Source organism: Jiella mangrovi, from assembly GCF_017815135.1.
GTDB lineage: Bacteria > Pseudomonadota > Alphaproteobacteria > Rhizobiales > Rhizobiaceae > Jiella > Jiella mangrovi.
Map to the genome: position 1 here is coordinate 1 of NZ_JAGJCF010000003.1, position 24290 is coordinate 24290.

Below are 24290 nucleotides of genomic sequence, written 5' to 3' on the forward strand. Positions count from 1 at the left end.
AACCCTCGATCGCAAATCCTCGCTCAACGCTCTGGCCATCATCCACCTCCATCGAGGTGGACTTTGAATCAGACCAAGACGAAATCGTCACATCACATCCGATTCAGCGATCGTGAGACGTGCTCTAGTCCATCGGCAGCTCGATGCCGACGAGTTCGGGGCTGTCTGCCAGCTCGAACTCGCGTCTCTGGTTGGCCGCGATGCGGCGCTGGCGCGAGCGGGGTTGGAGTTTCTGGACCTCGCCGGTCTCGATCGCCCGTTCGATCGCGGCAAGCACGATCATGTCGAGAACGCCTTCTTCGCCGTCTGGCTCCGGCTCTCGGTCCTGAAGGATGCAGTCGGAGAAATACGCCGTCTCGCCAGCGAACTGGTCGACCACCGGGGCTTCGTGATGGCTGGTCTCGCCGTCCTTGGTCAGATCATAGGTGATGGCCGTGCCGTCACCGAATCCGAAGGCGGGCGTTGCCTCGATCGAGCCCTCGGTGCCGACGAGATAGAACTGGTCGACGCCGTCCGACGAATAGGAGAGCGTGAAACTCGCCTGCCTTGCCTCGGTGAATTTCAGAATGACGCTGACGGTGTCGTCGCAGCCGAGATCGCGTTCGGTCTTCGAGGCGAAGGCCATGACTTCGATGGGCTCGGCCTCGAAAAGATTGCGCACGGCGTTGATCGGATAGGTGCCCATGTCCGGCACCGGCCCGGCCCAATAGCCGGACGTCGCCCGATGGTTGGTCGCCTTGACGCGCTGGCAGAAGGTCGAGGTGAAGAGGCGTGGCTTGCCGATCTCGCCTTTGCGGACGGCTTCGACCATGGCGATGGTGCCGGGTTCGCAGTGCAGCCGATAGGCGATCATCAGCTTGGCACCGGACACCTTGGCCGCCGCCTCGATCGCCTCGGCGTCTTCGAGGCTGGCTTCCATCGGTTTTTCCAGGAGGACGTGAATGCCGGCTTCAAGCGCCGGCTCGGCGAATTCCCGGTGGCGGAAATTCGGTGTGGCGACATAGACCGCGTCGACCTTGCCGCTCTTCAGCATCGCGCCGTATGCGTCGTAGCCATAGACTTCGAGCCCGTATTGTCTTCCAAGTTCGGCGCCCTTGGCCTTGTCGCCGGTGACGATGGCGGTCATCAGCGAGTTCGAGGTCTGGCCGACCCCCGGCATGAAGGCGGCCTGGGAGATCCAGCCGCCGCCGACGACGGCGTAGCGAATTTTTCCTTCGAGGCTCGGCATGGCTTGGCTCCTGTCTGGGTGAGGCGTGTCAGTTGGTCGGATTTGCTCTTTTGCGGCCGAAAACGGATCAAAGCCCACTCGCCGGCTCGTCGGCTCCCATGATAAGGCGGAGCCGAAATGCGAAAAGCCGGCGAGCGAGAAAGAAATCGGCAGCCGGCGGCCAAGGGAGGCATGACATGACCGATCCGAAATTCGAAACCCTGGCGATCCATGCCGGCGCTCAGCCCGATCCCTCGACGGGCGCGCGGGCGACGCCGATCTACCAGACCACGTCCTTCGTCTTCGACGGCGTCGATCACGCCGCTTCGCTGTTCGGCCTCCAGCAGTTCGGCAACATCTATACACGGATCATGAACCCGACTCAGGCCGTGCTCGAAGAACGCGTCGCGGCGCTCGAAGGCGGCACGGCGGCGCTCGCCTGCGCCTCCGGCCACGCGGCCCAGCTTCTGGTGTTCCAGGCCTTGATGCGGCCGGGCGACGAGTTCGTCGCCTCGACGAAGCTTTATGGCGGCTCGATCAACCAGTTCGGCCATGCCTTCAAGTCCTTCGACTGGCGGGTGAAATGGGCCGATCCCTTCGACCCGGGCAGTTTCGAGGCGGCGATCACCGAGAAGACCAAGGCGATCTTCATCGAATCCATCGCCAACCCGGGCGGTGTCGTCATGGACATCGCGGCCATTGCCGAGGTCGCCCAGCGCCACAAGCTGCCGTTGATCGTCGACAACACCATGGCGACGCCGTATCTGTGCCGTCCTCTCGAACATGGCGCCGACATCGTCGTCCACTCGCTGACGAAGTTCATGGGCGGCCACGGCAATTCCATGGGCGGTGTGATCGTCGACGGCGGCAGTTTCGACTGGTCGGCCGACGATCGCTATCCGATGCTGTCGGAGCCGCGGCCGGAATATAACGGCATCGTCCTGCACGAGACCTTCGGCAATTTCGCCTTTGCGATCGCCTGCCGGGTTCTCGGCCTGCGCGATCTCGGGCCGGCCATCTCGCCCTTCAACGCCTTCATGATCCTCACCGGCATCGAGACGCTGCCCCTCAGGATGCAGCGCCATTGCGACAATGCGCTTGCCGTGGCCAAGCACCTTCAGGGCCACGACAAGGTCTCCTGGGTTTCCTATGCCGGGCTTGCCGACGATCCTGGTCACCAGCGCATGCAGACCTACACGCCGAAGGGGGCGGGGGCCGTCTTCACATTCGGCCTCAAGGGCGGTTATGACGCAGGCGTCAAATTCGTCGAGGCGCTGGAGCTGTTTTCCCATCTCGCCAATATCGGCGACACCCGGTCGCTGGTGATCCATCCGGCCTCGACGACCCACAAGCAGCTCGCCGACGAGCAGAAGATCTCGGCTGGCGCCGGCCCGGACGTCGTGCGGCTCTCGATCGGGATCGAGGATGTCTCGGACATCATCGCCGATCTCGACCAGGCGCTGGCGAAGGCCTGAGCGAGCAATCCGAATAGAGCGAAAAGGCCCGAGCGCGGCAGCTCTGCCATGCTCGCAAGGCGGCCTTGCGGGAACTGGTGCGGCGATTGCGCATTCCCGCCGTCTGTCACGCGCCGGGACATCCGTCCCGGCGCTCCTTATCGGCCGACAGACGCAAGGGGAATGAACATGACCGAACGCCTCATCCGTTTCGACAAGGAGGCCGTCGAGGCCGAAACCGCCGCGCCGGACAAGGAGAAGGTCAGAAGCGGCCGTCCCTCCAACAAGACCTGGAATTTCGAGGACGACGGCAACGGTCTTTATGCCGGCATCTGGGAATCGACAGCGGGCGAATGGGACGTCGACTACACCGAGTGGGAGTTCTTCCACATTCTGGAAGGTGTCTCGGTCTTGACCGAGGAAGGTGGCGAACCGGTGAAGCTGACGGCCGGTGACAGCTTCGTCATCCGGCCCGGCTTCAAGGGACGCTGGCGCGTCGTGGAGCCGACGAAGAAGCATTACGTCGTCAAGATGTGAGGCTTCGATCCCGAAAAGCTGCGGAACCGCGGCGCCCGCCCTCCTGCATCAGAAACCGTCCGATACGGCAAGCTCCAGCCGCTCGACGCCGTGGAAATGCCAGGCGTTCCTGTATTCGGCGCGGGCATTCAGGCGCAGTCCCGGATATCGCGCGAACAACCGCGACAGCGCGATCGTCATTTCGAGCGGCGCGAGCGGCGCGCCGATGCAGAAATGGATGCCGCCGCCAAAGGAGGTGACGGCTTTTGCCGTGCGTTGCAGGAAGCGGGTCGGCACGAAGCGATCCGGCTCGTCATAGGCCGCAGGATCACGGTTGGCGGCGCCAAGAAGGAGCGCGACCTTGTCGCCGCGGCCGAGCACGCTTCCGTCCAAAAGTTCGACCGGTTCGAGGGCGTAGCGCTCGAAAAGATGCAGCGGCGGATCGAATCGCAGCGCCTCCTCGACCGTCGCGATGGCCGTTACCTCGTCGGCAAAAAGCCGCGTCGGATCCTCGCCTGATTCCAAGATCGCCTTTGCCGCATTGCCGATCTGATGGACCGTGGCCTCGTGCCCGGCGTTTAAGAGGAGCACGACGAGCGAGATCAGCTCGTCGCGGTCGAGCCTGCCATCCTCGACCTCGGCGGTGATCAGGCCCGAGATGAGATCGTCAGCCGGGGCAGCGCGCTTATCGGCGATCACCTCGCGCAAAAACGCGGCGAAGCCTTGCGAGGCGGTGTTGGCGGCGTCCTCGATCGCCCGCGTGCGGCCGGGCGTGTACATCGCCACCATGCGATGCGACCAGTCGAGCAACTGCTGCGAGGCGGAGACCGGAACACCGATCAACTCGGCAATCACCCGAACTGCCAGGGGCGAAGCGAAGGCCTCGATCAGGTCGATCGCGCTCCGGCCGTCGAAGCGGTCGATGAGCGTGTCGGCAATCTGCCCGATCGACGGGGCGAGCCGTTCGATCCGGCGGGACACGAAGGCCTTGGTCAACAGCGCGCGCAGCCGCGTGTGGGTCGGTGGCTCGAGTTCCAGAAGGGAACCGGCTTCAAGCCCGTAGAAAGGCGGCGAGGTGTTCGGGCTTGCCCGAAAAATCGGGGCGTCCTTCACGATTGCCGGGAACGATGCGGCCGAAGCGGCGATCCTTGAGGACGGACGAGACGAGGTCGTGCCTCGAGATGGCAAGAGCGCCAATCTCGTCCCATCGGGCCATGCCGCCTGCTTCGATCAGGGCCGCATAGGCGGGATAAGGGTCGCGGAAGAATGTCGGGTCACGCGGGTCGAGCCTAAGTCGCCCGTCGCGGAGGCGAAAACTTGCGGGCAGGGCGGCGGGGACGGTCGAACGGGTCATGCCGCTTCATCCCGCGCCCGCAAGACGGTTGCAACGGGTCATCTTTGGCCGGTCGACGAAAAAAGCGCGCCTGTGGCCGTCGCCCGGGACGTTATGCGCAGAAATAAACGCCGGCAGATCCCAGCCCGGCACAGGCGCGCGTGTGACGGCGCCCTGAAGGCGGGGTGTTCAGCAGGAGCCGCGCAGATGCACCTGGCGCCAGCCGTCATGCGCCTCGCGAACCTTCACGGTCACGGTGCGGGTGCCGTATTTGGCTGGGATGACGCGCGCCACGCGGCGCTCGGGCACGATCATCACCCATTCGCGCACCGTCTCGTAGCGCGGCGGGATCACATAGCGCTCGACCGATTCCGGGCGGATGAGGACGCGCTCGTGTGTCACGCCGTATCTGGCCGGGACGACACTCGTCCACTCGCGGCCCGGATCGACCACGACGGTGCGCGGTCGTTTGGCATAGCGCGGCGGAACGACGACCCGGCAATAGACTCGCTTGCCGTCGATCCACCGCCATTCCCAGCGTTCGCCACCCGGATGGACCACGACGTTTTCGTGGACCGTCCGGTAGGTCGGCGGCGTTGCATGTCGAACCACTCTTTGAGGCTCCAGAACGACCTGCTTTTCCACCAGGCTGTATTGAGCCGGCACGATCTTTTCGGCGATCCGGCTCGGCTCCACCAGCACCTCATGCGTCGACCAGCCATAGCGAGGGGGGATCGTATCGTAGACGGTTTCAGCGGGGCGAAGAACGACCGTTTCCTCGCGGGTGGCGTATTCGGCGGGCTGGGCGACGGGCTCATAGCAGGCGGTGCTGCGTCCTCCAGCGCTTGCGGGGGTGACCGCAACGGCAACAGAACTGGCGGCTGTCAGGAGGGATATGATGAGTCTGCCGGTCACGCACTCGTCCTTCCGCTTCGGTATGGTCACTTCAAATGGTCATGCAGTGAGCTGGATTTGGATATGATTATAGCGCCGTTCTAAAATGAATTCCGCAATTGTACTTTCTAAAATTCGCCCGATAGTTAAATAAGAAACTTAGAAACAAATTGTATATGTCGATTGTTCTGAAGAGCGTTCCAGACGATATTTGTTGCCGTACCCATGCTGACTCATGTTCTCGTCGAACGGCGCATGTCGAGTGCACGATACTTGGATGTCAGGCGTTTGCCTTCACAGCTCGTCATGCTCGGGCACCGTCCCGGAGCATCCAGTGGGCCGATCAAGCGTCTGTTTCTTCGCAAATTTCGGAATTCTCCGCACGGATCCCGAGAATGATGACGCGTCGAATGGTGCGCCTCATCGATTACCGCGTGGCCGGCGCTCGATCATAATGTCGTGCACGCGGCGGCCCGGCAGACCTCAAGCGTCGGGCGCAACATCTCGCACTGACAGGGACATGTCCGGGCAGAGCCCGAACGTCCTCGTCTGATGATCGCGGGCCCCGCGCGGCCGCGGCTCGAAGCTGTTCTGCGGCCGCGGGCGGCGGCCCCGTCAGCGCGGATGGCGGCTCGTCTTGTCGATGCCGAACAGCCAGTCGCGCCAGTCCAGTCGATCGCCATAGCGCTCGAACAGCTTGGAATCCTTGTGTTCGGCAAACAGCGCGTAATTGAGCACCGCAACGAAGGTCACGCCGCCGATCGTGTTGCCGAGCAGAACCGGCAGGACGAACTGCGGAAGCAGCGGCAGGAGATCGACGTCGGCTTCGCGGAAGGCGAGGAAGAAGACTTCCACCGACGAGGTGATGACGTGAAAGAAGCCGCCGACACCCACCAGATACATCAGGAACCAGACGATCGCGATTCGCGACATCGTGTCCTTGCAGGCGTGGATCAGCCAGACCATGGCGGCAACGATCCAGCCGGCGATGATCGCCTTGGAGAAAATGTCGAACCAGGCGGTTTCGTAGGCGTGCCGTCCGATGTCGATGGCCAGTTTGAGTCGGGGCGGATTGAACACGTCGAAATAGGCGAGCAGCGCCGCCACCGCGACTGCGCCGACCATGTTGGCGACCAGCACGACCAGCCAGAGCCGTGCGAGATTGGCGACACTGGCAAGCTTCGTCAGAACGAGCACCACGGGGGTGAGGGTGTTCTCGGTGAAGAGCTGGTAGCGGCCGAGAACGATGATCAGAAAGCCGACCGGATAAAGCAGGTTGCCGAGAAGGCCCGGGGTTTCTTCATGGGCGCTGTCGGCAAAGACGACACGCGCCAGAAACGTCAGGCCGATCGCGCCGCCGGCACCCAGGCCGCTCCAGAACAGATAGCGATTGGACGCCTCGAGTTCGTGATCGGCCACCGAGAGGACGCGCGCGAAAATCTCCTCGAAGGAGAAGAAATCGCGAATCGTCGAGCCTTCGGACGGTGCGTTATCGAGAGATTCCTCCGGAGCCTTGCGCTCCTTTTCCGCCTCGTCCTCATCCTTGCCAGGATCGTCATATGCAAGATTCGCGTCACGCGCCATGGATGCCTTCCGAGCCTGGCGCCACGAACCCTTTCCGTGAACAATCGCCGGCATTTCAAAGGATAGGGTAGCAAAGCGCTGAAAGAATACGTGGAATTTGCAGTCACGCGTAATTTCATCGATCGACCCGCAATGCGCGTTCACCGGGTCTTAACCACAGGCATGGTTCTCTCCCGCTTCGGAGGCCCCGATGCACACGATCCAAAAAAGAACGTCGTTTCTGGCAAAGCTCATCGTTCCCGCGATGACGTCGGCTGTCCTCGCCTATTTCGTGCTGCACGCCGAGACCGGACAGTATGGCAGCGAGGCCAAGGTCGCCTTCGCGCGGCAACTCGCGGAGCACAATGCCGAGTATTCCGAGCTTGTCGCCACCCGCGAAGCGCTGGAGCGCCGGGTTCGGGCGATGAAGGACGGCACGCTCGAAAAGGACATGATCGACGAGAATGCCCGGCGCGCCCTCAACGTCGCCCGCGACGACGAAATCGTCATTCTGCGCTGATCCCGCGACTTATATTCCCGCGCTGAAAACGGCCTTGTCTTCGGACCGCCGATCTCTCAGCTGCCACGGCGATCGCGGCCCTCGGCCTGCCGCCTGCAACGCTTGACCTGATGTTTCACACCTTGCGATTTCGCCGGGCTTTCCGGCGCAATTTTGCATGCGATCGGTGCGGTGGACGAGAGCCGAGACTCGACCGCGCGGGCTGATGGGCTCTCACGGCGTATCCCAAGCCGTTCCGAGCCGCTGCCGCCGCAGGTGCGTGGAGATAAAGCGAGCGAAACCCACCAGATTTAACCCCCGCTTTGTTAAAGCGGGGTATCCGAGCAAATTTAACCAGATTAATGTTAAAGAGCGTGGCTGAACTTGAAGAGAGGGTGCGCTCCAATATACTGGCTTCCAAACAAACGTGGAACTCGGATACCACGGGTCAAGAAGGGAGTCGTCATGGCGGCAAGGCCTCGCAAGTCAGCCTCGAACGCATCCGCCGGCAAGGCGGCGAAATCGGTGAGCGAGAGTTCGGCCGAGCAGATCGTCAAGACGCTCGAGCATTTCGATGCGCCGGCGCCGGCCAAGTTCTCCAAGGACGACGAGATCCGCTCCTATCGTGACATGCTGCTGATCCGCCGGTTCGAGGAAAAGGCCGGCCAGCTCTACGGCATGGGCTTCATCGGCGGCTTCTGCCATCTCTATATCGGCCAGGAGGCCGTCGTCGTCGGTATGCAGATGGCGATGAAGGATGGCGATCAGGTCGTCACCGGCTATCGCGACCACGGCCACATGCTCGCAACAGGCATGGAAGCGCGCGGCGTCATGGCCGAGCTCACCGGCCGCCGCTCCGGCTATTCGCGGGGCAAGGGCGGCTCGATGCACATGTTCTCCAAGGAGAAGAAGTTCTACGGCGGCCATGGCATCGTCGGCGCGCAGGTGCCGATCGGAACGGGCCTTGCCTTCTCGAACAAGTACGAGGGCACCGACGCTATCGCGATCACCTATTTCGGCGACGGCGCGGCCAATCAGGGCCAGGTCTACGAGAGCTTCAACATGGCCTCGCTGTGGAAGCTGCCGGTGGTCTATGTCGTCGAGAACAATCGCTACGCCATGGGTACCTCGGTCAACCGGGCGTCGGCCGAGACGGATTTTTCCCATCGCGGCCTGTCCTTCAAGATTCCCGGCTTCCAGGTCGATGGCATGGATGTGCGAGCGGTGAAGGCGGCGGGTGATCTGGCGGCCGAGCACTGTCGCTCGGGCGAGGGGCCGATCATCCTCGAAATGATGACCTACCGCTATCGCGGCCATTCGATGTCCGATCCCGCCAAGTACCGGACCCGCGACGAGGTGCAGAAGATGCGCTCCGAGTCCGATCCGATCGAGCAGGTCAAGAAGCGGCTGGTCTCCGACCACGGCATGTCCGAGGACGACGTCAAGGCGATCGACAAGGAAGTCCGCGACGTCGTCGCCGATGCGGCGGACTTCGCCCAGAGCGACCCGGAGCCGGATCCGTCCGAGCTTTGGACCGACATCTACGCCGACGACATTCCGCAGGCGGCCGAATAACCACTGCGGCGCGCCGATGCCGGGCGACGCGATGATCAAATATCAGCGGGCCACCGTGCGGTTTGGCGAGAAGCCCCGCCCGCAAGACCCGACTGTCAGGAGGAAACACCTTCATGCCGACTGAAATCCTGATGCCGGCGTTGTCCCCCACCATGGAAGAGGGGACACTCGCCAAATGGGTCAAGAAGGTCGGCGACAGCGTCGCCCCCGGCGACGTCATCGCCGAGATCGAGACCGACAAGGCCACGATGGAAGTCGAGGCCGTCGATGAGGGCACGCTCGGCAAGATCCTGATCGACGAGGGTGCCGAGGGCGTCAAGGTCAACACGCCGATCGCCCTCCTGCTCGAAGAGGGCGAGGACGAGAGCGCGCTGGAAAACGGTGCCTCCGGCTTCGGCAAGTCCATGGCGAACGGTTCCGCCGAAAGCGCCGGCGGTTCCAGCGACGCCGAAGCGGAGGCCGAAAAGCCCGCCGCTTCTCCCGTCGAAAGCATGGAAGCGCGCCGCGTTCCCGCCGAGGGCAAGACGCATCCCGATCTCGACGATCCGGAAGGTGAGCTCGCCCAGGAGATCCCCGAGGGCACGGAGATGGTCTCGGTGACGGTCCGCGAGGCGTTGCGTGATGCCATGGCCGAAGAGATGCGCCGCGACGAGAAGGTCTTCGTCATGGGCGAGGAGGTCGCCGAGTATCAGGGCGCCTACAAGATCACCCAGGGGCTGCTCGACGAGTTCGGCGCGCGCCGCGTCGTCGATACGCCGATCACCGAGCACGGTTTTGCCGGTCTTGGCGTGGGCGCTGCCTTTGGCGGGCTGAAGCCGATCGTTGAATTCATGACCTTCAACTTCGCCATGCAGGCGATCGACCAGATCATAAACTCGGCCGCCAAGACGCTCTACATGGCGGGCGGCCAGATGGGCTGTCCGATCGTGTTCCGCGGGCCGAACGGCGCTGCCGCCCGCGTCGCCGCACAGCACAGCCAGGATTATGCGGCCTGGTACAGCCACGTTCCGGGTCTGAAGGTCGTCCAGCCCTATTCGGCGGCCGACGCCAAGGGGCTCCTGAAATCCGCGATCCGCGATCCGAATCCGGTGGTCTTTCTCGAAAACGAGATCCTCTACGGACACAGCTTCGAGATTCCGAAGATCGACGACTGGACCGTGCCGATCGGTAAGGCCCGTATTCATCGCAAGGGTACGGACGTCACCATCGTCTCCTTCGGCATCGGCATGACCTATGCGGTGAAAGCCGCGGAAGAGCTCGCCAAGGAAGGGATCGAAGCGGAGATCGTCGATCTTCGCACCATCCGGCCGATGGACATGGATACCGTCATCCGCTCGGTGAAGAAGACCAATCGCTGCGTCACCGTCGAGGAAGGCTATCCGCAGAGTTCGGTCGGCGCCCATATCGCTTCGGAGATCATGGTCCGCGCCTTCGACTATCTCGATGCTCCGGTTCTCAAGGTCGCCGGCAAGGACGTGCCGATGCCCTACGCCGCCAATCTCGAAAAGCTGGCGCTGCCCTCGGTCAAGGAAGTGATCGATGCGGTAAAGGCCGTGACCTATCGCGATTGAGGCCAACACCGAACCAGACCGGGAAAGGACCCTTGCCACGATGACGCCGGACGGCTCGCCAGAGATGACGCAGGCATCGACGCTCGTCCTGACGCGCGATGTGCGGCGGCCGCGCGAGCTCGTCTGGCGCTGTCTGACGCAGCCGGAGTGCTTCAAGGTCTGGTGGCGCGACAACCTCGAATTCGAGGCGAGGCCCGGCGGCCGGTTCGTCGAGCCATGGGTGGATCCGTCCGGGCGCGAGCGTGTGACGCGGGCCGAGGTGACGGCATTTCAGCCGCCCGAGGGCTTCGTCATGGTCTGGGCCGACGAGGACTGGGAGTTCGATACGGTGGTGTCGGTCTCCTTGACCGCGATCGATAACGGCACCCGGGTCATGATCGAGCACCAGGGGTGGGAGAAGGTCGGCGAACCCGATCGCGCGACCTATCTTCTCGACCATCACGCCGGTTGGCAAAAACACCTTGGCAACCTGACGGCCTTCGCCGAAGATCTCGCGGCCGACGATGCAGTTTCGTCCGGCCGCGGGGGCCTGCATTGAGCGGAGGTGCACATGTCGACGGCTGAGCAGCTCTCTTCGACGCGGGCAGAACCAGCGACCTATGCGGATCTGGAAGCAGTGCATCCGCATCTCGTCGCGGAGATCATCGACGGCGAGTTGGTGACACATCCACGGCCGGTGCCGAGGCATTCAGCGGCGGCCTCTGCGCTGGGAATGGAAATCGGCGATGCATTCCAGCGCGGTCGTTCGGGGCCGGGGGGATGGATTTTTCTGGATGAGCCCGAGCTTCATTTGGGTTCCGACGTCGTCGTTCCCGATCTCGCCGGTTGGCGTAAGGAGCGCTTGCCGTCCTTCGACAAGGCTTTCATCGAAACTGCCCCCGATTGGGTCTGCGAGATCCTTTCGCCCTCGACCGAGCGCTACGACAGGGGCGCCAAGCGTCGCATCTATGCCGAGGCCGGCGTCAAGTATATGTGGCTCCTCGATCCCCGCGCGGAATTCATCGAAACCTTCATTCTTGCCGATGGCCAATGGCGCGTCGGCCCAACCTTCGACAACGACACGGCAGTTTCGGCAGAGCCCTTCGAGGCGATCTCGTTTCCGCTGACCATTTTGTGGCCGCTCAATCCGGCCGCTGACACCGACACTCAAAACGCGCAGTAAGACGCTTTCGGAGACGCCCAAATGCCGATCAACGTCACCATGCCCGCCCTGTCCCCGACGATGGAGGAAGGCAATCTCGCCAAATGGCTGATCAAGGAGGGCGACGAGGTCTCCGCCGGCGATATCATCGCCGAGATCGAGACCGATAAGGCGACGATGGAGGTCGAGGCGGTCGACGAGGGCAAGCTTGCCAAGATCGTCGTTCCGGCGGGAACCGAAGGCGTCAAGGTCAACGAGGTGATCGCCATTCTCGCCGCCGACGGGGAAGACGTCTCCGAGGCCGCAAGCTCGGGTGGCGGCGATGGCGGCGGCTCGAAGGCCGGCGACGACAAGGCCGGCGACGACAAGGGGGGTGCGATGGCGCCCGACCCGAAAGCCGACGCTGCGACGACCGGATCACAGGAAGCGGCCAAGGACCCGGAGATGCGCGGCGACAGCCGGGCAGCTTCCACCGGTTCGTCGAAGGCCGGCCCGGCGCCGACCGACGACAAAGGCGTGCGCGTCTTCGCGTCGCCGCTCGCGCGCCGTCTTGCTAAGGAAGCCGGCATCGAGCTTGCCGCGGTCGATGGCTCCGGGCCCCATGGCCGCGTGGTCAAGGCTGACGTCGAGGCGGCCAAGAAGGATGGCGGGGCGAAGACGTCCGCGACGGCCAAGGGTGCCGGGGACAAGGCGCCGGAAGCTGCTCCCGCGGGCGGCGCGACGCCGGCACCGGTCGCCAAGGGCCAGAGCGACGAACAGATCATGAAGCTCTTCCCGGAGGGCTCCTACGAGAAGATTCCGCATGACGGAATGCGCAAGACCATCGCCAAGCGCCTCGTCGAAGCCAAGCAGACGGTGCCGCATTTCTATCTGACGCTCGACTGCGAGATCGACGCGCTGTTGGCCCTGCGCAAGCAGCTCAACGACGCTGCACCGGTGACGAAGAGCGATCAGGGCGATCGGCCTGCCTACAAGCTGTCCGTCAACGACATGATCATCAAGGCCCATGCCCTGGCGCTGAAAGCCGTTCCGATGGCCAACGCCTCCTGGACCGAAGGTGCGATGCTGATCCACAAGCACGCCGATGTCGGCGTTGCGGTGTCGATCGACGGCGGGCTGATCACGCCGATCATTCGCCGCGCCGAGGAAAAGACCCTGTCGGCTATCTCCAACGAGATGAAGGACCTTGCCAAGCGCGCCCGCACGCGCAAGCTGAAGCCCGAGGAATATCAGGGCGGAACCTCGGCGGTCTCCAATCTGGGAATGTTCGGCATCAAGGACTTTTCCGCCGTCATCAACCCGCCCCATGCGACCATCCTCGCGGTCGGCGCGGGCGAACAGCGCGCCGTGGTGAAGGATGGCGCGGTTACGGTCGCGACGGTGATGACCGTGACGCTCTCCACCGACCACCGGGCGGTGGACGGAGCGCTCGGTGCCGAGCTCGTCAGCGCATTCAAGTCCCTGATCGAAAACCCGATGTCGATGCTGGTTTGAGGGCGGACAGGCGATGAAGACCGTCCTTGCCTATGGCGACTCGCTCACTTGGGGCTACAATCCCGAGACCGGCCTGCGTCACGAGTTCTTCGATCGCTGGCCGAACGTCGTCGCCAAGGCGCTGGGCCACAATGTCCGTGTGATTTCCGAGGGGCTGAACGGGCGCACGACGGTGTTCAACGACGAGATGGTGCCGGCAGAACGCAACGGCGCCAAGATCCTTCCGACGCTCCTTGCGAGCCACCAGCCGCTGGACGTCGTCGTCATCATGCTCGGCACCAACGATCTGAAGCGTCACACCGGCGGGGGGCGGGTGTTCGAGAGCCGGCAGGGGCTGGAGCGGCTGGTCGAGATCGTCCAGACCTTCCCCTATCAGCGCGGCTACGAGCCGCCGAAGCTGCTGCTTGTCGCACCACCGCATTTTTGTCAGACGATGGAGCCCGACTTCTCGCTGCTGTTCGGTCATGCCGTGGAGGAATCCCAGCATTTTCGCTCGGCCGTGACCAAGGTCGCGGACGAATACAAATGCGCCATGTTCGATGCCGCCGAAGTTTGCGAAGCGTCGTCGGCCGATGGTGTCCATTTGACGGCCGAGCATACGCGCGCTCTTGGCGAGGCGCTGGTGGAGCCGATCAAGGCCCTGCTCGGCTAACGAAGACCATTCCTATCCGAACCGATGGCGACGCAAGATCGCTCAATCTGATGATCCGCGGAGAAACGACCCATGGCTGACACCTACGACATTCTGGTCATCGGCGGCGGGCCGGGCGGCTATGTGGCGGCGATCCGAGCCGCGCAGCTCGGCTTCAAGACGGCCGTCGTCGAGCGCGAGCATCTCGGCGGCATCTGCCTCAACTGGGGCTGCATCCCGACCAAGGCGCTCCTGCGCTCGGCCGAGATTTTCCACTATGCCGAGCACGCCCAGAACTATGGTCTGAAAATCGAGAAGCCGAGCTTCGAGATGGAGGCGGTGGTCAAGCGCTCGCGTCAGGTCTCGGGACAGCTCGCCGGCGGCGTCGGCTATCTGATGAAGAAGAACAAGATCGACGTCATCTGGGGCGAGGCGAAGATCACCAAGGCCGGCAAGGGCGGGCCGGTCGAGGTCGCCGTCGGCAAGATGAAGAAGCCGATCGTCGAGCCGCAGAACCCGGTGCCGAAGGGTACGCTGGGCGAGGGGACCTACAAGGCCAAGAACGTCATCGTCGCCACCGGCGCGCGGCCTCGCGTGCTCCCCGGCATCGAGCCGGACGGCGACCGGATCTGGACCTATTTCGAGGCGATGAAGCCGAAGGCGATGCCAAAAAGCCTCGTTGTCATGGGCTCGGGCGCCATCGGCATCGAATTCGCCTCCTTCTTCCAGACCATGGGCGCCGACGTCACCGTCGTCGAACTTCTGCCGCAGATCATGCCGGTGGAAGACGCCGAGATCGCCAAGCTCGCCCGCAAGCAGCTGGAGAAGCGCGGGCTGAAGATCCTCACCGACGCCAAGATCGGCAAGGTCGAAAAGGGCAAGGACGGCGTCACCGTCACGGTCGAGACCAAGGGCGGCAAGACCGAGACGCTGAAGGCCGAGCGGCTGATCTCGGCCGTCGGCGTCCAGGGCAACATCGAGGGTCTCGGCCTCGAGGAGCTCGGTGTCGAGACCGAGCGCGGCTGCATCAAGATCGACGGCTACGGCAAGACCAATGTCGAGGGCATCTATGCCATCGGCGACGTCGCAGGCCCGCCGATGCTCGCCCACAAGGCCGAGCACGAGGGCACGATCTGCGTCGAAAAGATCAAGGGGATGGACGTCCATCCGATGACGAAGACCGAGATCCCCGGCTGCACCTATTGCCAGCCGCAGGTCGCCTCGGTCGGCCTCACCGAAGCCAAGGCCAAGGAAGCCGGCCGCGAGATCAAGGTCGGCCGCTTCACCTTCAACGGCAACGGCAAGGCGATCGCGCTGGGTGAGCCGGACGGCATGGTCAAGACGATCTTCGACGCCAAGACCGGCGAACTTCTCGGCGCCCACATGGTCGGCGCCGAGGTGACCGAGCTGATCCAGGGCTTCGTCATCGCCATGGGCCTCGAGACCACCGAGGAAGAGCTGATGCATTCGGTCTTCCCGCATCCGACCCTGTCGGAAATGATGCATGAAAGCGTTCTCGACGCTTATGGCCGCGTCATCCACATGTGAGCCGGGGAAAACCGACGTCGCTCGCCGGCTCAATGGCAGTAATGTGGCAGAAAGTCTCGGTCTGCCTCTTGCCTGAAGGTCGCCGCCTCTAACTATCGACACACAATCACCCAATCGAACTTCGGGATAAATTGAAATGATCGGTAGTTTTCTTGCGGCAATCATCGTCGGCGGTATTGCCGGCTGGCTCGCCGAGAAGGTCATGAAGAGCGACATGGGAGTGATGATGAACATCATTCTCGGCGTCGTCGGCGCCATCATCCTGTCCTTCATCCTGCGCCTGACGGGCATCGGCGCCGGTGCTTCGGCCTCGTTCTCCTTCGCTTATCTCATCACAGGTTTCGTCGGCGCCTGCTTGTTGATCCTCATCGCGCGGGCCGTCCGTCGCTGACCAAAACGCCGCGGAGCGCAACGCCGACCTTGGCGGCGTCTGTCGAACGACGGCGACGGGTTTGGCGTCGCGACACTCTCTCCAAAATTCTCCCAGCAAACGGCCTCGCTCACCCGGCGGGGCCGTTTGTCGTTTTGCCTGATGAAAGTCTCCGGCAGCGGCCCGAAAATCGGAATCGATTTTCGCAAAGCACGATGTGTAGAATCAAAGAGGTAGGGCGTCCTTTGCGCGTCCTACCAGTGTGCACGACCGTCTCGTCGAACGGCGCATATCGAGGGCCTGACAGTCTGAGATCAGACTAGGCGTCCGCTTTTATCGCGCTCGTCATGCTCGGGCCCCGTCCCGAGCATCCAGTGCGACGATGAAGCTTCTGTTTCATCGAACGTTTATGGATTCTCGGGACGGGGCCCGAGAATGACGAAGCGTCGAACGGCGCGCCTTGTCGATCAAGTCGTGGCCGGCCCCCGAGCATCGTGTCGCGCACTCAGGCGTCCTACCGGACGCATGGCGCGCTAGGTGACGGCCTCTTCGGCGCGCGAACTGAGGATCGTACCCGCCTGGTTCTGCTCCATGCGTGATTTCGCGACCCGTTCGATCTCGGTCCGCACATTCGGGTGTCGCTGCAGGAAGCGGGCGAAATCCTGGGCCGACAGCCGCAGGAGAGACGAATAGGCGATCGCTCGCACGTTTGCCTGACGCCGGATGTCGAAGATGACGGCCATTTCGCCAAAGACCTCGCCACTGCCGAGCCGGACCCGGACATCGTCCGGCCGTTCCACTTCCACGGCTCCGGAGGCGATGAAATAGGCCGCGTCGCCGATATCGCCGGTGCGGATCACCAGCATTCCCGGCACCACGAAATACGGGCGCAGATGGCGTGCGAGCTCGGCCTTGTCGGCTGCCGAGAGATCGGCAAAGAGGTCGCATCGCTCGATCAGCCGGAGCGTATCGAGGCCAAGGTCGAGAGCTGGGCGCTCGGCATGGTCCGCTCTGCGGCGACCGAGCCCGCCCAGAACGTTTCGCTCGACCTCCGCATTGATGACGCCCGACTGGCGAAGCCGTTCGATCTCCACCGCCTTGAAGGCGTTGACCGAGCGGGCGACGATCAGGTTCTCGAGCTTTGCCACATAGGCCGGATATTGCAGCCGGATCGCCGCGATCTCCCGCTCGACGATGCTCTGGCGCTCCTTCAGCGCGGCCACCGCCTCCTGCGTCGGCTGCAAGCCGAGCACCGGGCGCAGTTCGGCCTCGGCAAAGGGGATCAGCCGGTCGATCACCAGCGAGACCTCCGCCAGGCGCTCGAAACGATCGGCGAGGCGTCTCGACAGAAGACTGCTGTAGCTCAGCCGCCGCTGCAGCAGAAAGGCCAGGCGATCCAGCCTGTCGAAGCCGGCTTCCGCTTCGTTGGCGGCGCCATAGCCCGCAAGTCCCGACGCGCGGATGAGGTCGAGCCGGCGCCGCGCCTCGGCGGCGAGTTCGCGCGCGATCGCCGGAGCGATCTTGCCCTCGTTGAAATGGCGCAGGACGATCTCCCGCTGGCGGTCCGACAGGGTGATCAGGGCGAGGCGCAGCCGCTCTTCCTGAGAAAGCCCGGCGGTCGAGACCACCGGATCGCCGAAACCGGCGAGGCCGTCGCTTTCGGTGCTGTCGGCAAAATCTCCGGGCGCATCGGACGAAGCGAACCGGCGGGCCATGGAGCGCGAAAGGGCCGCGACCTTTTCGCCGGTCGCGGCAAGGGCCAGATCGCGGATCGCCTGGTCGACCCGTGACAGAACGTCGAGCCGCAGGCGCTGGATCAGAAGGCGCAGCGTCGTGCCCTGGAAGAATAGCGTCATCAGCGTGTAGCCCGTCGCGACGGTCGCGACGAAGGCGGCGACGGGCCGGGGGATCGCCGGGTTCTCGGTGACGGCGAGGGCGAGCGCCAGCGTCATCGAGCCGCGCAGGCCGCCCCAGATCATCACGATGGCATAGGAGCGCGACACGCCGTCATAGAATCCGAAGCGCGCGAGCAGCGGAAAGCAGCCGAAGATCACCATGGCCCGCGCACCGATCGTCGCCAGAAAAACGACGGCGAGCAGGAAGAGATCGTAGGTCGTCGCCCCGCTGACGAGGCGCGGAACGAGCAGCGATGTCATCACGAAGATGAGGATCGCCGACCACGACGCGAGCTGTTCCCAGCTGTCGCACAGATGCTGCCAGGTATCGCCGGCGATGCGGCCGGGCGCATAGGTGGCGAGGGTGACGCCGGCCGAGACGACGGCGATGACGCCGGACACCTCGAACACCTCCTCGCCGATCCAGTAAGACAGGTAGGGCACGGCAAGGCTGAGCGAGACGAAGGCGATCTTGTCGTCGGCGAGCGAGCGCGACAGGACGAGGAAGGCCTGCGCCACCGCCCAGCCGAGAACGGCGCCACCGAGGGGCAGAAGAACGAGGCTGGAGGCGACGCCGAGAGCCGAAAGCGAACCGGGCGCTGTGAGCGCTGTCGAAAAGATCAGGAAGAGCGAGATCGCCGCGGCGTCGTTGAACAGGCTTTCGCCCTCGACGAGCCGCGTCAGACGTTCCGGGGCGCCGACCTCACGAAAGATCGCGATGACGGCGACGGGGTCGGTGGTCGCGATCAGGGCGGCGACGAGGAGGCAGGCGAGGAGCGGCATGCCGGCAAGCGGCCACAGCGCCAGCCCGGCACCGAAGGTCGTCACCACCACGGCGACGAGGGCGAGGATGACGATCGGCAGGAAATCCTCGCGCAGGCGATGCATGTCGACGCCGAGCGCGCCCTGGAAGATCAGCGTCGGCAGGAAGACATAGAGAAACAGCTGCGATCCGACCGGAAGATCGAGCACCTGCGCCGAGAACTCCGCCGGCAGCAACGAGCCGGGATTGGCGAGGGAATAGATGCACAGGCCGCCGAGCGCCGTGCCGCCGGCGGCGAGGACGATCGACACAGGCAGCCGCAGCCAGCGGGCCACCGGTCGGGCCAGCGATCCGAGGGCGACGACGACGGCGACGAGGGCGACGACGGTGGTGATCGACATGACGGACTACACGCGAGAAAAGGGTCAGCTGATTTGCAGGCACCCTTGCCAAAACACAAGGCTGCTACCCTATGGTCGGGTCGCCCGGCCGTATAGGTCTCCCGCGCTCGTTGCGCAGCGGCTTAGAGGCGGGCGCGATCGGACTGCGGGTTCTCGTGCTCGCGACTTCGGCATCACAGTGGCGCCTCCAACCGCCGGCTGTTTGCTCGAAGCAGGTGGTCTAATGCCGTGCGCCCGGCCGGAGCCTCAGCCCTGCCGCCAGGCCGGCAGGAGATCGCCCGGCGCGGGCTCGGCGGCATGAACCCCTCTGGCGATGGCGCGGGCCATGACCACCGTGGCCGCCGCCCCGAGCTCCACCGATCCGGCGCCCCGAATGTCGAGGGATAGGCCCGAGCGTCCGGTCGCCACGGCAAAGACGAGATCGCCGTCGAAATCGGTGTGGGAGGGAAAGATCGCTCTGGCAAAGCCGTCATGGGCGGCAATGGCCAGGCGCTTGGCCGCCGGCTTGTCGAGGATGGCGTCGGTGGCGATCATGCCGATCGTCGTATTCGTGCCGGGTTTGGGGGCGAATTTGGTGCGCGGCCGGCTGGCATCGGTCGGCAGCGGCGAGGGCAGGCCGAGGCCGCCGAATTCCTCGCCGATCTCAAAGGGCGCTGCCCAGAAGTGCCGCGTGGCGCCGATCGTCGTCGAGCCGAGCGCGTTGACCGCCACCAGCGCGCCGATCGTCACGCCGCTGTCGAGTCTGATGGAGGCCGAGCCGATCCCGCCCTTGAACGTCGCTGTCGTGCAGCCGATGCCGGCCCCGACGCTGCCGATCGCGAAATCGAGAGACGCGGCACTCGCCGCCTCGGCCCCGAATTCGCGATAGGGGGGATGCAGCCCCCAATCCTTGTCGCCGCCATTGGCGAGGTCGAAGAGGATCGCCGCCGGCACGATCGGCACGTTGAACCCGGCCACCGCAAAGCCTCGGCCCTGCTGGCGCAGAAACGACTGAACGCCGCTCGCGGCATCGAGGCCGAAGGCCGAGCCTCCCGACAGAACCAGCGCGTCTATCCCGCCAACGGTGTTTTCTGGCGAAAGCAGATCGGTCTCGCGCGTTCCCGGCGCGCCGCCGAGGATGGCGACGGAGGCGGTGGAGGCGGCATCGAAGAGCGCGACGGTCGAGCCGCTCTTCAAACCGGCGTCGCCGGCATGGCCGACTCTGACGCCGCCGACGTCGGTAATGAGATTGCGCGGACCGGGCCGCCAGAAAGCCGCCATCTCAGCCGCCGGTCTCTTCGACGAATTCGTCGCCTCGCCATTCGTAGACGCGGAAGAGATCGAGATTGCCGTCGCCCTTGGCGTCGAAACGGACGGGGCCGAGGCCGGTGTCGAATGTCTTCGTCGACAGGATCTTCGCCAGCGGGTCACCCGAGCTGCGGCTTTCCGCGGCCGCTTGCGTGGCGATCTCGGCCGCGGCATAGGCGGTGCCGAAATAGCCCTGCGGCGGCAGGTAGCCGGGGTCGCTCGCGGCATCTTCGGGCTGCGGGGCGAGTTCGGGAAAGCTCGTCTTCGGGCCGATCGCGATGATCCCGGCCGGCAGCGGCGTATCGACGCTGGCTTCGTCGAACAGGCCTTCGGCGCCGAGAATGTCGAGATCGAGGCCGGTCTCCTTGGCGTCGCGGGCGATAATCGCGATGTCCGGCCGGTCTCCGGCGATGAAGAACCGCGTGACGCCCGTGCGTTGGAGGCGTCTCGCCAGCCCGAACTGCTTTTCTTCCGCCGGTCGATAATTGTCGACGGTCTGCGGCTGCAGCCCCTCGTCGGCGAGCAGGCGGCGAACGGCATCGACGAGGCCGCGCGCTGCGATCGAGCCGTCGTCGATCAGCCCGAACGGCTTGTCGCCCCAGCGCGCGGTGATGTAGCGCGTCAGGGCCGCCGCTTCGTCGTCGGAGCGCGGCGCCAGTCGTTTGATCAGATAGCCGTTGCGCTCGTTGTCGTCGGTCAGCCGGTTGGCCCGGACGCCGACGTCGATGGTCGCAATCCCGGCCTTCTTCAAGATCGGCAGGGCCGCCTCGATCGCCTCGACGCAGAGAAAGCCGACGACGATCGCGGCCTTTTTTTCCACGAATGTTTTCGCCGCGTCTTCGCCGCCCTTCGCCGAACAGGAAGTATCGGCGATGACGGTCTCGGTCTTGCCTTTGTCGGCGGCAAGTGCGGCGGCCACGCCGTCCGTCACCTGACGCCCGAGAATATCCTGGGCATCCGACAAGGGCGCCGCGACGCCGATCACGATAGGGCCGCTCTCCTGCGCGAGCGCAGGCGAGGCGACGAGAAAAAATGCGGTCAGGGTTGCGAGAGCGCGCATGAAAGCGTCATAGCGCTTTCGTCGCCGCTTGGAAATCGCCCGGCGGCCGTGCGAGTTTCCGGTGGATGCGATCCGCATGTCGGCCGGTCGAAAGGGTGCGCTCCATCGATCGTCACCCTATGTCACGAAGATGGATTCCATATCTGCCGATCTGATGAACGAGGAAGAACGGTTGCTGAAGTCGATGCGAGCCGATCCGTTGGAATTTCGCGAAGCGATGACGCGGTTCGCCGCGGCGGTCAGCGTGGTGACGACCGATGGCGCGTCCGGACGCCGGGGCGTGACGGTTTCCTCGGCCTGTTCGGTCTCCGACGATCCAGCGACGCTGCTCGTCTGCCTCAATCTTTCGAGCGCCGACAACGCCTGGTTCGAGGAAAACGGCGTCTTTGCCGTCAACGTCATGTCGGCCCGCGACGAGGCGATCGCGCGGGGCTTTGCCGGCGAGGGCAAGCTGCCCCAGCCGGAGCGGTTTTCACGGGGCAGCTGGTCGACCGGCGCGACCGGCGCGCCGATGCTCGACACGGCCCTGGCGAGTTTCGACTGCCGGCTGATCGACGCCAAGGTGATCGCCACCCACACGGTGCTGATCGGCGAGGTCGTGGGGCTTCGCACCGGCGCGGCGGCCCCTTCGCTGGTCTATCTCGAGCGAGGCTTCCATACCCTCGACATTGGCCGCTGAGGCAGAACGAAGCACCCCTGGCAGCATCGAAAGGACGACCGTGACGAACCTTCCTGCCTCGATCGACGAGACGGCCGCGCTGCTCGACAAGGCCGACTATCTGGCCGACCGTCCCCTGGCGACGGTGCTGTTCCTGGCGCTGAAGATGGGCCGGCCGCTGTTTCTCGAAGGCGAGGCCGGCGTCGGCAAGACCGAGATCGCCAAGGTTCTGGCGTCGGCGCTCGACCGGCCGCTGATCCGTCTGCAGTGTTACGAGGGGCTCGACGTCTCCTCGGCGCTCTACGAGTGGAACTATGCCGCCCAGATGATCGAGATCCGCCTTGCCGAGGCGAGCGGCGATACGGCGCGGGATGCAATGCGCTCGGAGATCTTTTCCGAACGCTTCCTGATCCGCCGACCGATCCTCCAGGCCCTCGAAGCCGCGCCCGGCCGTGCGCCGGTGCTCCTCATCGACGAACTCGACCGGACCGACGAAGCCTTCGAGGCCTTCCTGCTTGAAATCCTCTCGGACAATCAGGTGACGATCCCCGAACTCGGCACGATCAGGGCAGAGGAACCGCCGATCGTCATCATCACCACCAATCGCACCCGCGAGATCCACGACGCCCTGAAACGGCGCTGCCTCTATCACTGGGTCGACTATCCGAAGGCCGAGCGCGAACTCCAGATCGTTCGCCGCAAGGCGCCCGGCGCCAACGCCGCTCTTGCCGGCGAACTCGTGGCTTTCGTGCAGAAGCTCCGCTCCATCGATCTCTTCAAGGCACCGGGCGTCGCCGAGACCATCGACTGGGCGAATGCCCTGACCGAGCTCAACGCCGTCGCGCTCGACCCCGCCCACATCTCAGACACCCTCGGCGTCCTCCTGAAATATCAGGACGACATCCAGCGGCTGGAGACCGGCGAGAGCAAAAAGATCCTCGACGAGGTCAAGCGCGACCTTCAGGCGGCGTCCTGACTTGATGGCCGGCGACGACGAGATCGTGGCAGAGGCCGATCCGAACGGCCGGCTGGCCGACAACATCGCCTATTTTGCGAGGGCCCTCCGCCGGGCCGGACTGAAGCTCGGGCCGGCCGCGACGCTTGACGCGATCGAAGCCGTCAGGACGGCGGGGCTCTCCTCGCGCGACGACTTCTACTGGACGCTCCACGCCACCCTCGTCTCGCGGCGCGAGGACGAGGCGGTGTTCGCCGAGGCGTTCCGGCTGTTCTGGCGCTCTCGCGAGCTGATCGAGAAGATGATCGCCATGTTCTCGCCGACCGCGCCGCCGCGCGAGACGGCGCCCGAGAAGAAGCGCGCCGGCGAGGACAGGGCGGCCGAAGGCCTGTTCGAAGGCGCCGAAAAACGCGTGACCAAGCAGGACCGGCCGATCGTCGAGATCGATGCGAGCCTCACCGTTTCCGGCAGCGAGGTCTTGCGCAAGAAGGACTTCGCCCAGATGACCGTCGCAGAACTCGCCGAGGCCAAGCGCGCCATCGCAGCCCTCCGATTGCCCGACGACGAGATGAAGACGCGGCGTTTCCGGCCGGACGCCAAGGGGCGCAGGATCGACGCAAGGGCGACCATGCGCGCCTCGATGAAGACGGGCGGCGATCTCCTGTTGCCGAAATTTTCCTCCGAGCGCACCCGGCATCCGCCCGTCGTGGTGATCGCCGACATTTCCGGCTCCATGAGCCAGTATACGCGCGTCTTCCTGCACTTTCTCCATGCTCTCACCGACGAGCGGCGGCGGGTGCATACCTTTCTGTTCGGCACAAGGCTGACCAACGTCACCCGCCAGATGCGCCGCAAGGATCCGGACGAGGCGCTGGAGGAATGCGCCGGCGCAGTCAAGGACTGGTCCGGCGGCACCCGGATCGGCGAGGCGCTGGGCGCCTTCAACCGCGACTGGTCGCGCCGGGTGCTGGGGCAGGGGGCGATCTGCATCCTGATCACTGACGGGCTCGAGCGGGACAGCGTCGAGGACCTTGAAAAGCAGATGGAGCGGCTGCACAAATCCTGCCGGCGCCTCGTCTGGCTCAATCCGCTTCTGCGCTACGATGGTTTTTCGGCCAAGGCGCGAGGCGTCCGCGCGATGCTGCCGCATGTCGACGAGTTCCGCTCCGTGCACTCACTCGATGCCATGCGGGCGCTCTGCGAGGCGCTGTCGAGCGCGCGCCCGGCGGCCGAGACCGATCCGCGACTGTGGCTACGCGACGAACGCATCGTCGACGCCGCCTGACCCTTGCCGAGTCGGGCTTGAGGGTCGACATACAATGGAAATGGCGGTGACGCTGCCACCCCCCTCTGCCTGCCGGCATCTCCCCCACAAGGGGGGAGATCGATCGTCGCGGCGGTTTGCGCCAGCTTTGTCGGCCGGTATTCAGACGAACGGGCGAACAGGTCGAACGAGTGCCAATCTCCCCCCTGGT

The 24290-nt window shown here is 64.5% G+C and carries 22 protein-coding genes; 14 read left to right on the forward strand and 8 right to left on the reverse strand.

All coding sequences use genetic code 11. The features are described 5' to 3' along the window. Positions 1-124: 124 nt before the first annotated feature. Complete coding sequence (locus J6595_RS05180; RefSeq protein WP_209593408.1) at positions 125-1228, reverse strand: Gfo/Idh/MocA family protein; 1104 nt, start codon at positions 1226-1228, stop codon at positions 125-127. Positions 1229-1404: 176 nt separating this feature from the next. Here J6595_RS05180 and J6595_RS05185 point away from each other — a divergent pair, with 176 nt between their 5' ends. Then, positions 1405-2682 carry an O-acetylhomoserine aminocarboxypropyltransferase gene (locus J6595_RS05185; protein WP_209593409.1) on the forward strand — a complete coding sequence of 426 codons (1278 nt, stop codon included), beginning with the start codon at positions 1405-1407 and terminating at the stop codon, positions 2680-2682. 168 nt (positions 2683-2850) lie between these two features. Continuing rightward, positions 2851-3198 carry a cupin domain-containing protein gene (locus J6595_RS05190; RefSeq protein ID WP_209593410.1) on the forward strand — a complete coding sequence of 116 codons (348 nt, stop codon included), beginning with the start codon at positions 2851-2853 and terminating at the stop codon, positions 3196-3198. 48 nt (positions 3199-3246) lie between these two features. On the opposite strand, the gene J6595_RS05195 is transcribed toward J6595_RS05190, so the two are convergent. The 4 genes from J6595_RS05195 to J6595_RS05205 all read right to left on the reverse strand — a co-directional run bounded on the left by J6595_RS05195 (position 3247) and on the right by J6595_RS05205 (position 6988). Then, positions 3247-4290 carry a cytochrome P450 gene (locus J6595_RS05195; RefSeq protein WP_342453095.1) on the reverse strand — a complete coding sequence of 348 codons (1044 nt, stop codon included), beginning with the start codon at positions 4288-4290 and terminating at the stop codon, positions 3247-3249. Next, positions 4229-4531, reverse strand: coding sequence for a hypothetical protein (locus J6595_RS22830; protein WP_342453096.1), 303 nt, complete (start codon positions 4529-4531; stop codon positions 4229-4231). The genes J6595_RS05195 and J6595_RS22830 overlap by 62 nt, the downstream gene beginning before the upstream one ends. A gap of 168 nt (positions 4532-4699) precedes the next feature. Next, positions 4700-5425: a hypothetical protein gene (locus tag J6595_RS05200; protein ID WP_209593411.1), complete on the reverse strand. Its 726-nt coding sequence runs from the start codon at positions 5423-5425 to the stop codon at positions 4700-4702. Positions 5426-6019: 594 nt separating this feature from the next. Further along, positions 6020-6988 (reverse strand): formate/nitrite transporter family protein, encoded by a 969-nt coding sequence (locus J6595_RS05205; RefSeq protein ID WP_209593412.1) that lies wholly within the window; start codon positions 6986-6988, stop codon positions 6020-6022. A 190-nt stretch (positions 6989-7178) separates the two neighbouring features. On the opposite strand from J6595_RS05205, the gene J6595_RS05210 reads away from it, so the two are divergent. From J6595_RS05210 to J6595_RS05250, 9 genes are all read left to right on the forward strand, one after another. Then, positions 7179-7487, forward strand: a complete 309-nt coding sequence (locus J6595_RS05210; RefSeq protein ID WP_209593413.1) for an FtsB family cell division protein — start codon at positions 7179-7181, stop codon at positions 7485-7487. A 444-nt stretch (positions 7488-7931) separates the two neighbouring features. Further along, a complete protein-coding gene (gene pdhA, locus J6595_RS05215; RefSeq protein WP_209593414.1) occupies positions 7932-9041 on the forward strand; it encodes a pyruvate dehydrogenase (acetyl-transferring) E1 component subunit alpha in 1110 nt (369 codons plus the stop codon). A 113-nt stretch (positions 9042-9154) separates the two neighbouring features. Continuing rightward, positions 9155-10612 carry a pyruvate dehydrogenase complex E1 component subunit beta gene (locus J6595_RS05220; RefSeq protein ID WP_209593415.1) on the forward strand — a complete coding sequence of 486 codons (1458 nt, stop codon included), beginning with the start codon at positions 9155-9157 and terminating at the stop codon, positions 10610-10612. 40 nt (positions 10613-10652) lie between these two features. Beyond that, entirely contained in the window at positions 10653-11150 is a 498-nt protein-coding gene (locus J6595_RS05225) for an SRPBCC family protein (protein ID WP_209593416.1), read from the forward strand. Between the two features lie 12 nt (positions 11151-11162). After that, positions 11163-11774, forward strand: coding sequence for a Uma2 family endonuclease (locus tag J6595_RS05230; protein ID WP_209593417.1), 612 nt, complete (start codon positions 11163-11165; stop codon positions 11772-11774). A 21-nt stretch (positions 11775-11795) separates the two neighbouring features. Continuing rightward, positions 11796-13247, forward strand: coding sequence for a pyruvate dehydrogenase complex dihydrolipoamide acetyltransferase (locus J6595_RS05235; RefSeq protein ID WP_209593418.1), 1452 nt, complete (start codon positions 11796-11798; stop codon positions 13245-13247). A 13-nt stretch (positions 13248-13260) separates the two neighbouring features. Then, complete coding sequence (locus tag J6595_RS05240) at positions 13261-13899, forward strand: SGNH/GDSL hydrolase family protein (RefSeq protein ID WP_209593419.1); 639 nt, start codon at positions 13261-13263, stop codon at positions 13897-13899. A gap of 72 nt (positions 13900-13971) precedes the next feature. Continuing rightward, positions 13972-15426: a dihydrolipoyl dehydrogenase gene (gene lpdA / locus J6595_RS05245; RefSeq protein ID WP_209593420.1), complete on the forward strand. Its 1455-nt coding sequence runs from the start codon at positions 13972-13974 to the stop codon at positions 15424-15426. A 136-nt stretch (positions 15427-15562) separates the two neighbouring features. Next, entirely contained in the window at positions 15563-15817 is a 255-nt protein-coding gene (locus tag J6595_RS05250) for a GlsB/YeaQ/YmgE family stress response membrane protein (RefSeq protein WP_209593421.1), read from the forward strand. A 512-nt stretch (positions 15818-16329) separates the two neighbouring features. Here J6595_RS05250 and J6595_RS05255 read toward each other — a convergent pair. The 3 genes from J6595_RS05255 to J6595_RS05265 all read right to left on the reverse strand — a co-directional run bounded on the left by J6595_RS05255 (position 16330) and on the right by J6595_RS05265 (position 21202). Further along, complete coding sequence (locus J6595_RS05255; RefSeq protein ID WP_209593422.1) at positions 16330-18855, reverse strand: cation:proton antiporter; 2526 nt, start codon at positions 18853-18855, stop codon at positions 16330-16332. Between the two features lie 246 nt (positions 18856-19101). Beyond that, positions 19102-20115, reverse strand: coding sequence for a P1 family peptidase (locus J6595_RS05260; RefSeq protein ID WP_209593423.1), 1014 nt, complete (start codon positions 20113-20115; stop codon positions 19102-19104). A 1-nt stretch (position 20116) separates the two neighbouring features. Next, on the reverse strand, positions 20117-21202 hold the full coding sequence (locus J6595_RS05265) for an ABC transporter substrate-binding protein (RefSeq protein WP_209593424.1): 1086 nt from the start codon (positions 21200-21202) through the stop codon (positions 20117-20119). Between the two features lie 130 nt (positions 21203-21332). On the opposite strand from J6595_RS05265, the gene J6595_RS05270 reads away from it, so the two are divergent. The 3 genes from J6595_RS05270 to J6595_RS05280 are packed head-to-tail and all read left to right on the forward strand — an operon-like array spanning position 21333 to position 24100. Next, positions 21333-21881, forward strand: coding sequence for a flavin reductase (locus tag J6595_RS05270; RefSeq protein ID WP_342453097.1), 549 nt, complete (start codon positions 21333-21335; stop codon positions 21879-21881). 40 nt (positions 21882-21921) lie between these two features. Then, positions 21922-22836, forward strand: a complete 915-nt coding sequence (locus J6595_RS05275) for an AAA family ATPase (protein WP_342453098.1) — start codon at positions 21922-21924, stop codon at positions 22834-22836. Between the two features lie 4 nt (positions 22837-22840). Beyond that, positions 22841-24100, forward strand: coding sequence for a vWA domain-containing protein (locus J6595_RS05280; RefSeq protein ID WP_209593425.1), 1260 nt, complete (start codon positions 22841-22843; stop codon positions 24098-24100). Positions 24101-24290: the final 190 nt, after the last annotated feature.

Excerpts from the sequence above, each read along its gene's own strand:
- J6595_RS05180 (WP_209593408.1), bottom strand. The coding sequence starts at position 1,228 with ATGCCGAGCCTCGAAGGAAAAATTCGCTACGCCGTCGTCGGCGGCGGC.
- J6595_RS05185 (WP_209593409.1), top strand. The coding sequence starts at position 1,405 with ATGACCGATCCGAAATTCGAAACCCTGGCGATCCATGCCGGCGCTCAG.
- J6595_RS05190 (WP_209593410.1), top strand. The coding sequence starts at position 2,851 with ATGACCGAACGCCTCATCCGTTTCGACAAGGAGGCCGTCGAGGCCGAA.
- J6595_RS22830 (WP_342453096.1), bottom strand. The coding sequence starts at position 4,531 with ATGACCCGTTCGACCGTCCCCGCCGCCCTGCCCGCAAGTTTTCGCCTC.
- J6595_RS05205 (WP_209593412.1), bottom strand. The coding sequence starts at position 6,988 with ATGGCGCGTGACGCGAATCTTGCATATGACGATCCTGGCAAGGATGAG.
- J6595_RS05210 (WP_209593413.1), top strand. The coding sequence starts at position 7,179 with ATGCACACGATCCAAAAAAGAACGTCGTTTCTGGCAAAGCTCATCGTT.
- pdhA (WP_209593414.1), top strand. The coding sequence starts at position 7,932 with ATGGCGGCAAGGCCTCGCAAGTCAGCCTCGAACGCATCCGCCGGCAAG.
- J6595_RS05220 (WP_209593415.1), top strand. The coding sequence starts at position 9,155 with ATGCCGACTGAAATCCTGATGCCGGCGTTGTCCCCCACCATGGAAGAG.
- J6595_RS05225 (WP_209593416.1), top strand. The coding sequence starts at position 10,653 with ATGACGCCGGACGGCTCGCCAGAGATGACGCAGGCATCGACGCTCGTC.
- J6595_RS05230 (WP_209593417.1), top strand. The coding sequence starts at position 11,163 with ATGTCGACGGCTGAGCAGCTCTCTTCGACGCGGGCAGAACCAGCGACC.
- J6595_RS05235 (WP_209593418.1), top strand. The coding sequence starts at position 11,796 with ATGCCGATCAACGTCACCATGCCCGCCCTGTCCCCGACGATGGAGGAA.
- J6595_RS05240 (WP_209593419.1), top strand. The coding sequence starts at position 13,261 with ATGAAGACCGTCCTTGCCTATGGCGACTCGCTCACTTGGGGCTACAAT.
- lpdA (WP_209593420.1), top strand. The coding sequence starts at position 13,972 with ATGGCTGACACCTACGACATTCTGGTCATCGGCGGCGGGCCGGGCGGC.
- J6595_RS05250 (WP_209593421.1), top strand. The coding sequence starts at position 15,563 with ATGATCGGTAGTTTTCTTGCGGCAATCATCGTCGGCGGTATTGCCGGC.
- J6595_RS05255 (WP_209593422.1), bottom strand. The coding sequence starts at position 18,855 with ATGTCGATCACCACCGTCGTCGCCCTCGTCGCCGTCGTCGTCGCCCTC.
- J6595_RS05260 (WP_209593423.1), bottom strand. The coding sequence starts at position 20,115 with ATGGCGGCTTTCTGGCGGCCCGGTCCGCGCAATCTCATTACCGACGTC.
- J6595_RS05265 (WP_209593424.1), bottom strand. The coding sequence starts at position 21,202 with ATGCGCGCTCTCGCAACCCTGACCGCATTTTTTCTCGTCGCCTCGCCT.
- J6595_RS05270 (WP_342453097.1), top strand. The coding sequence starts at position 21,333 with ATGGATTCCATATCTGCCGATCTGATGAACGAGGAAGAACGGTTGCTG.
- J6595_RS05280 (WP_209593425.1), top strand. The coding sequence starts at position 22,841 with ATGGCCGGCGACGACGAGATCGTGGCAGAGGCCGATCCGAACGGCCGG.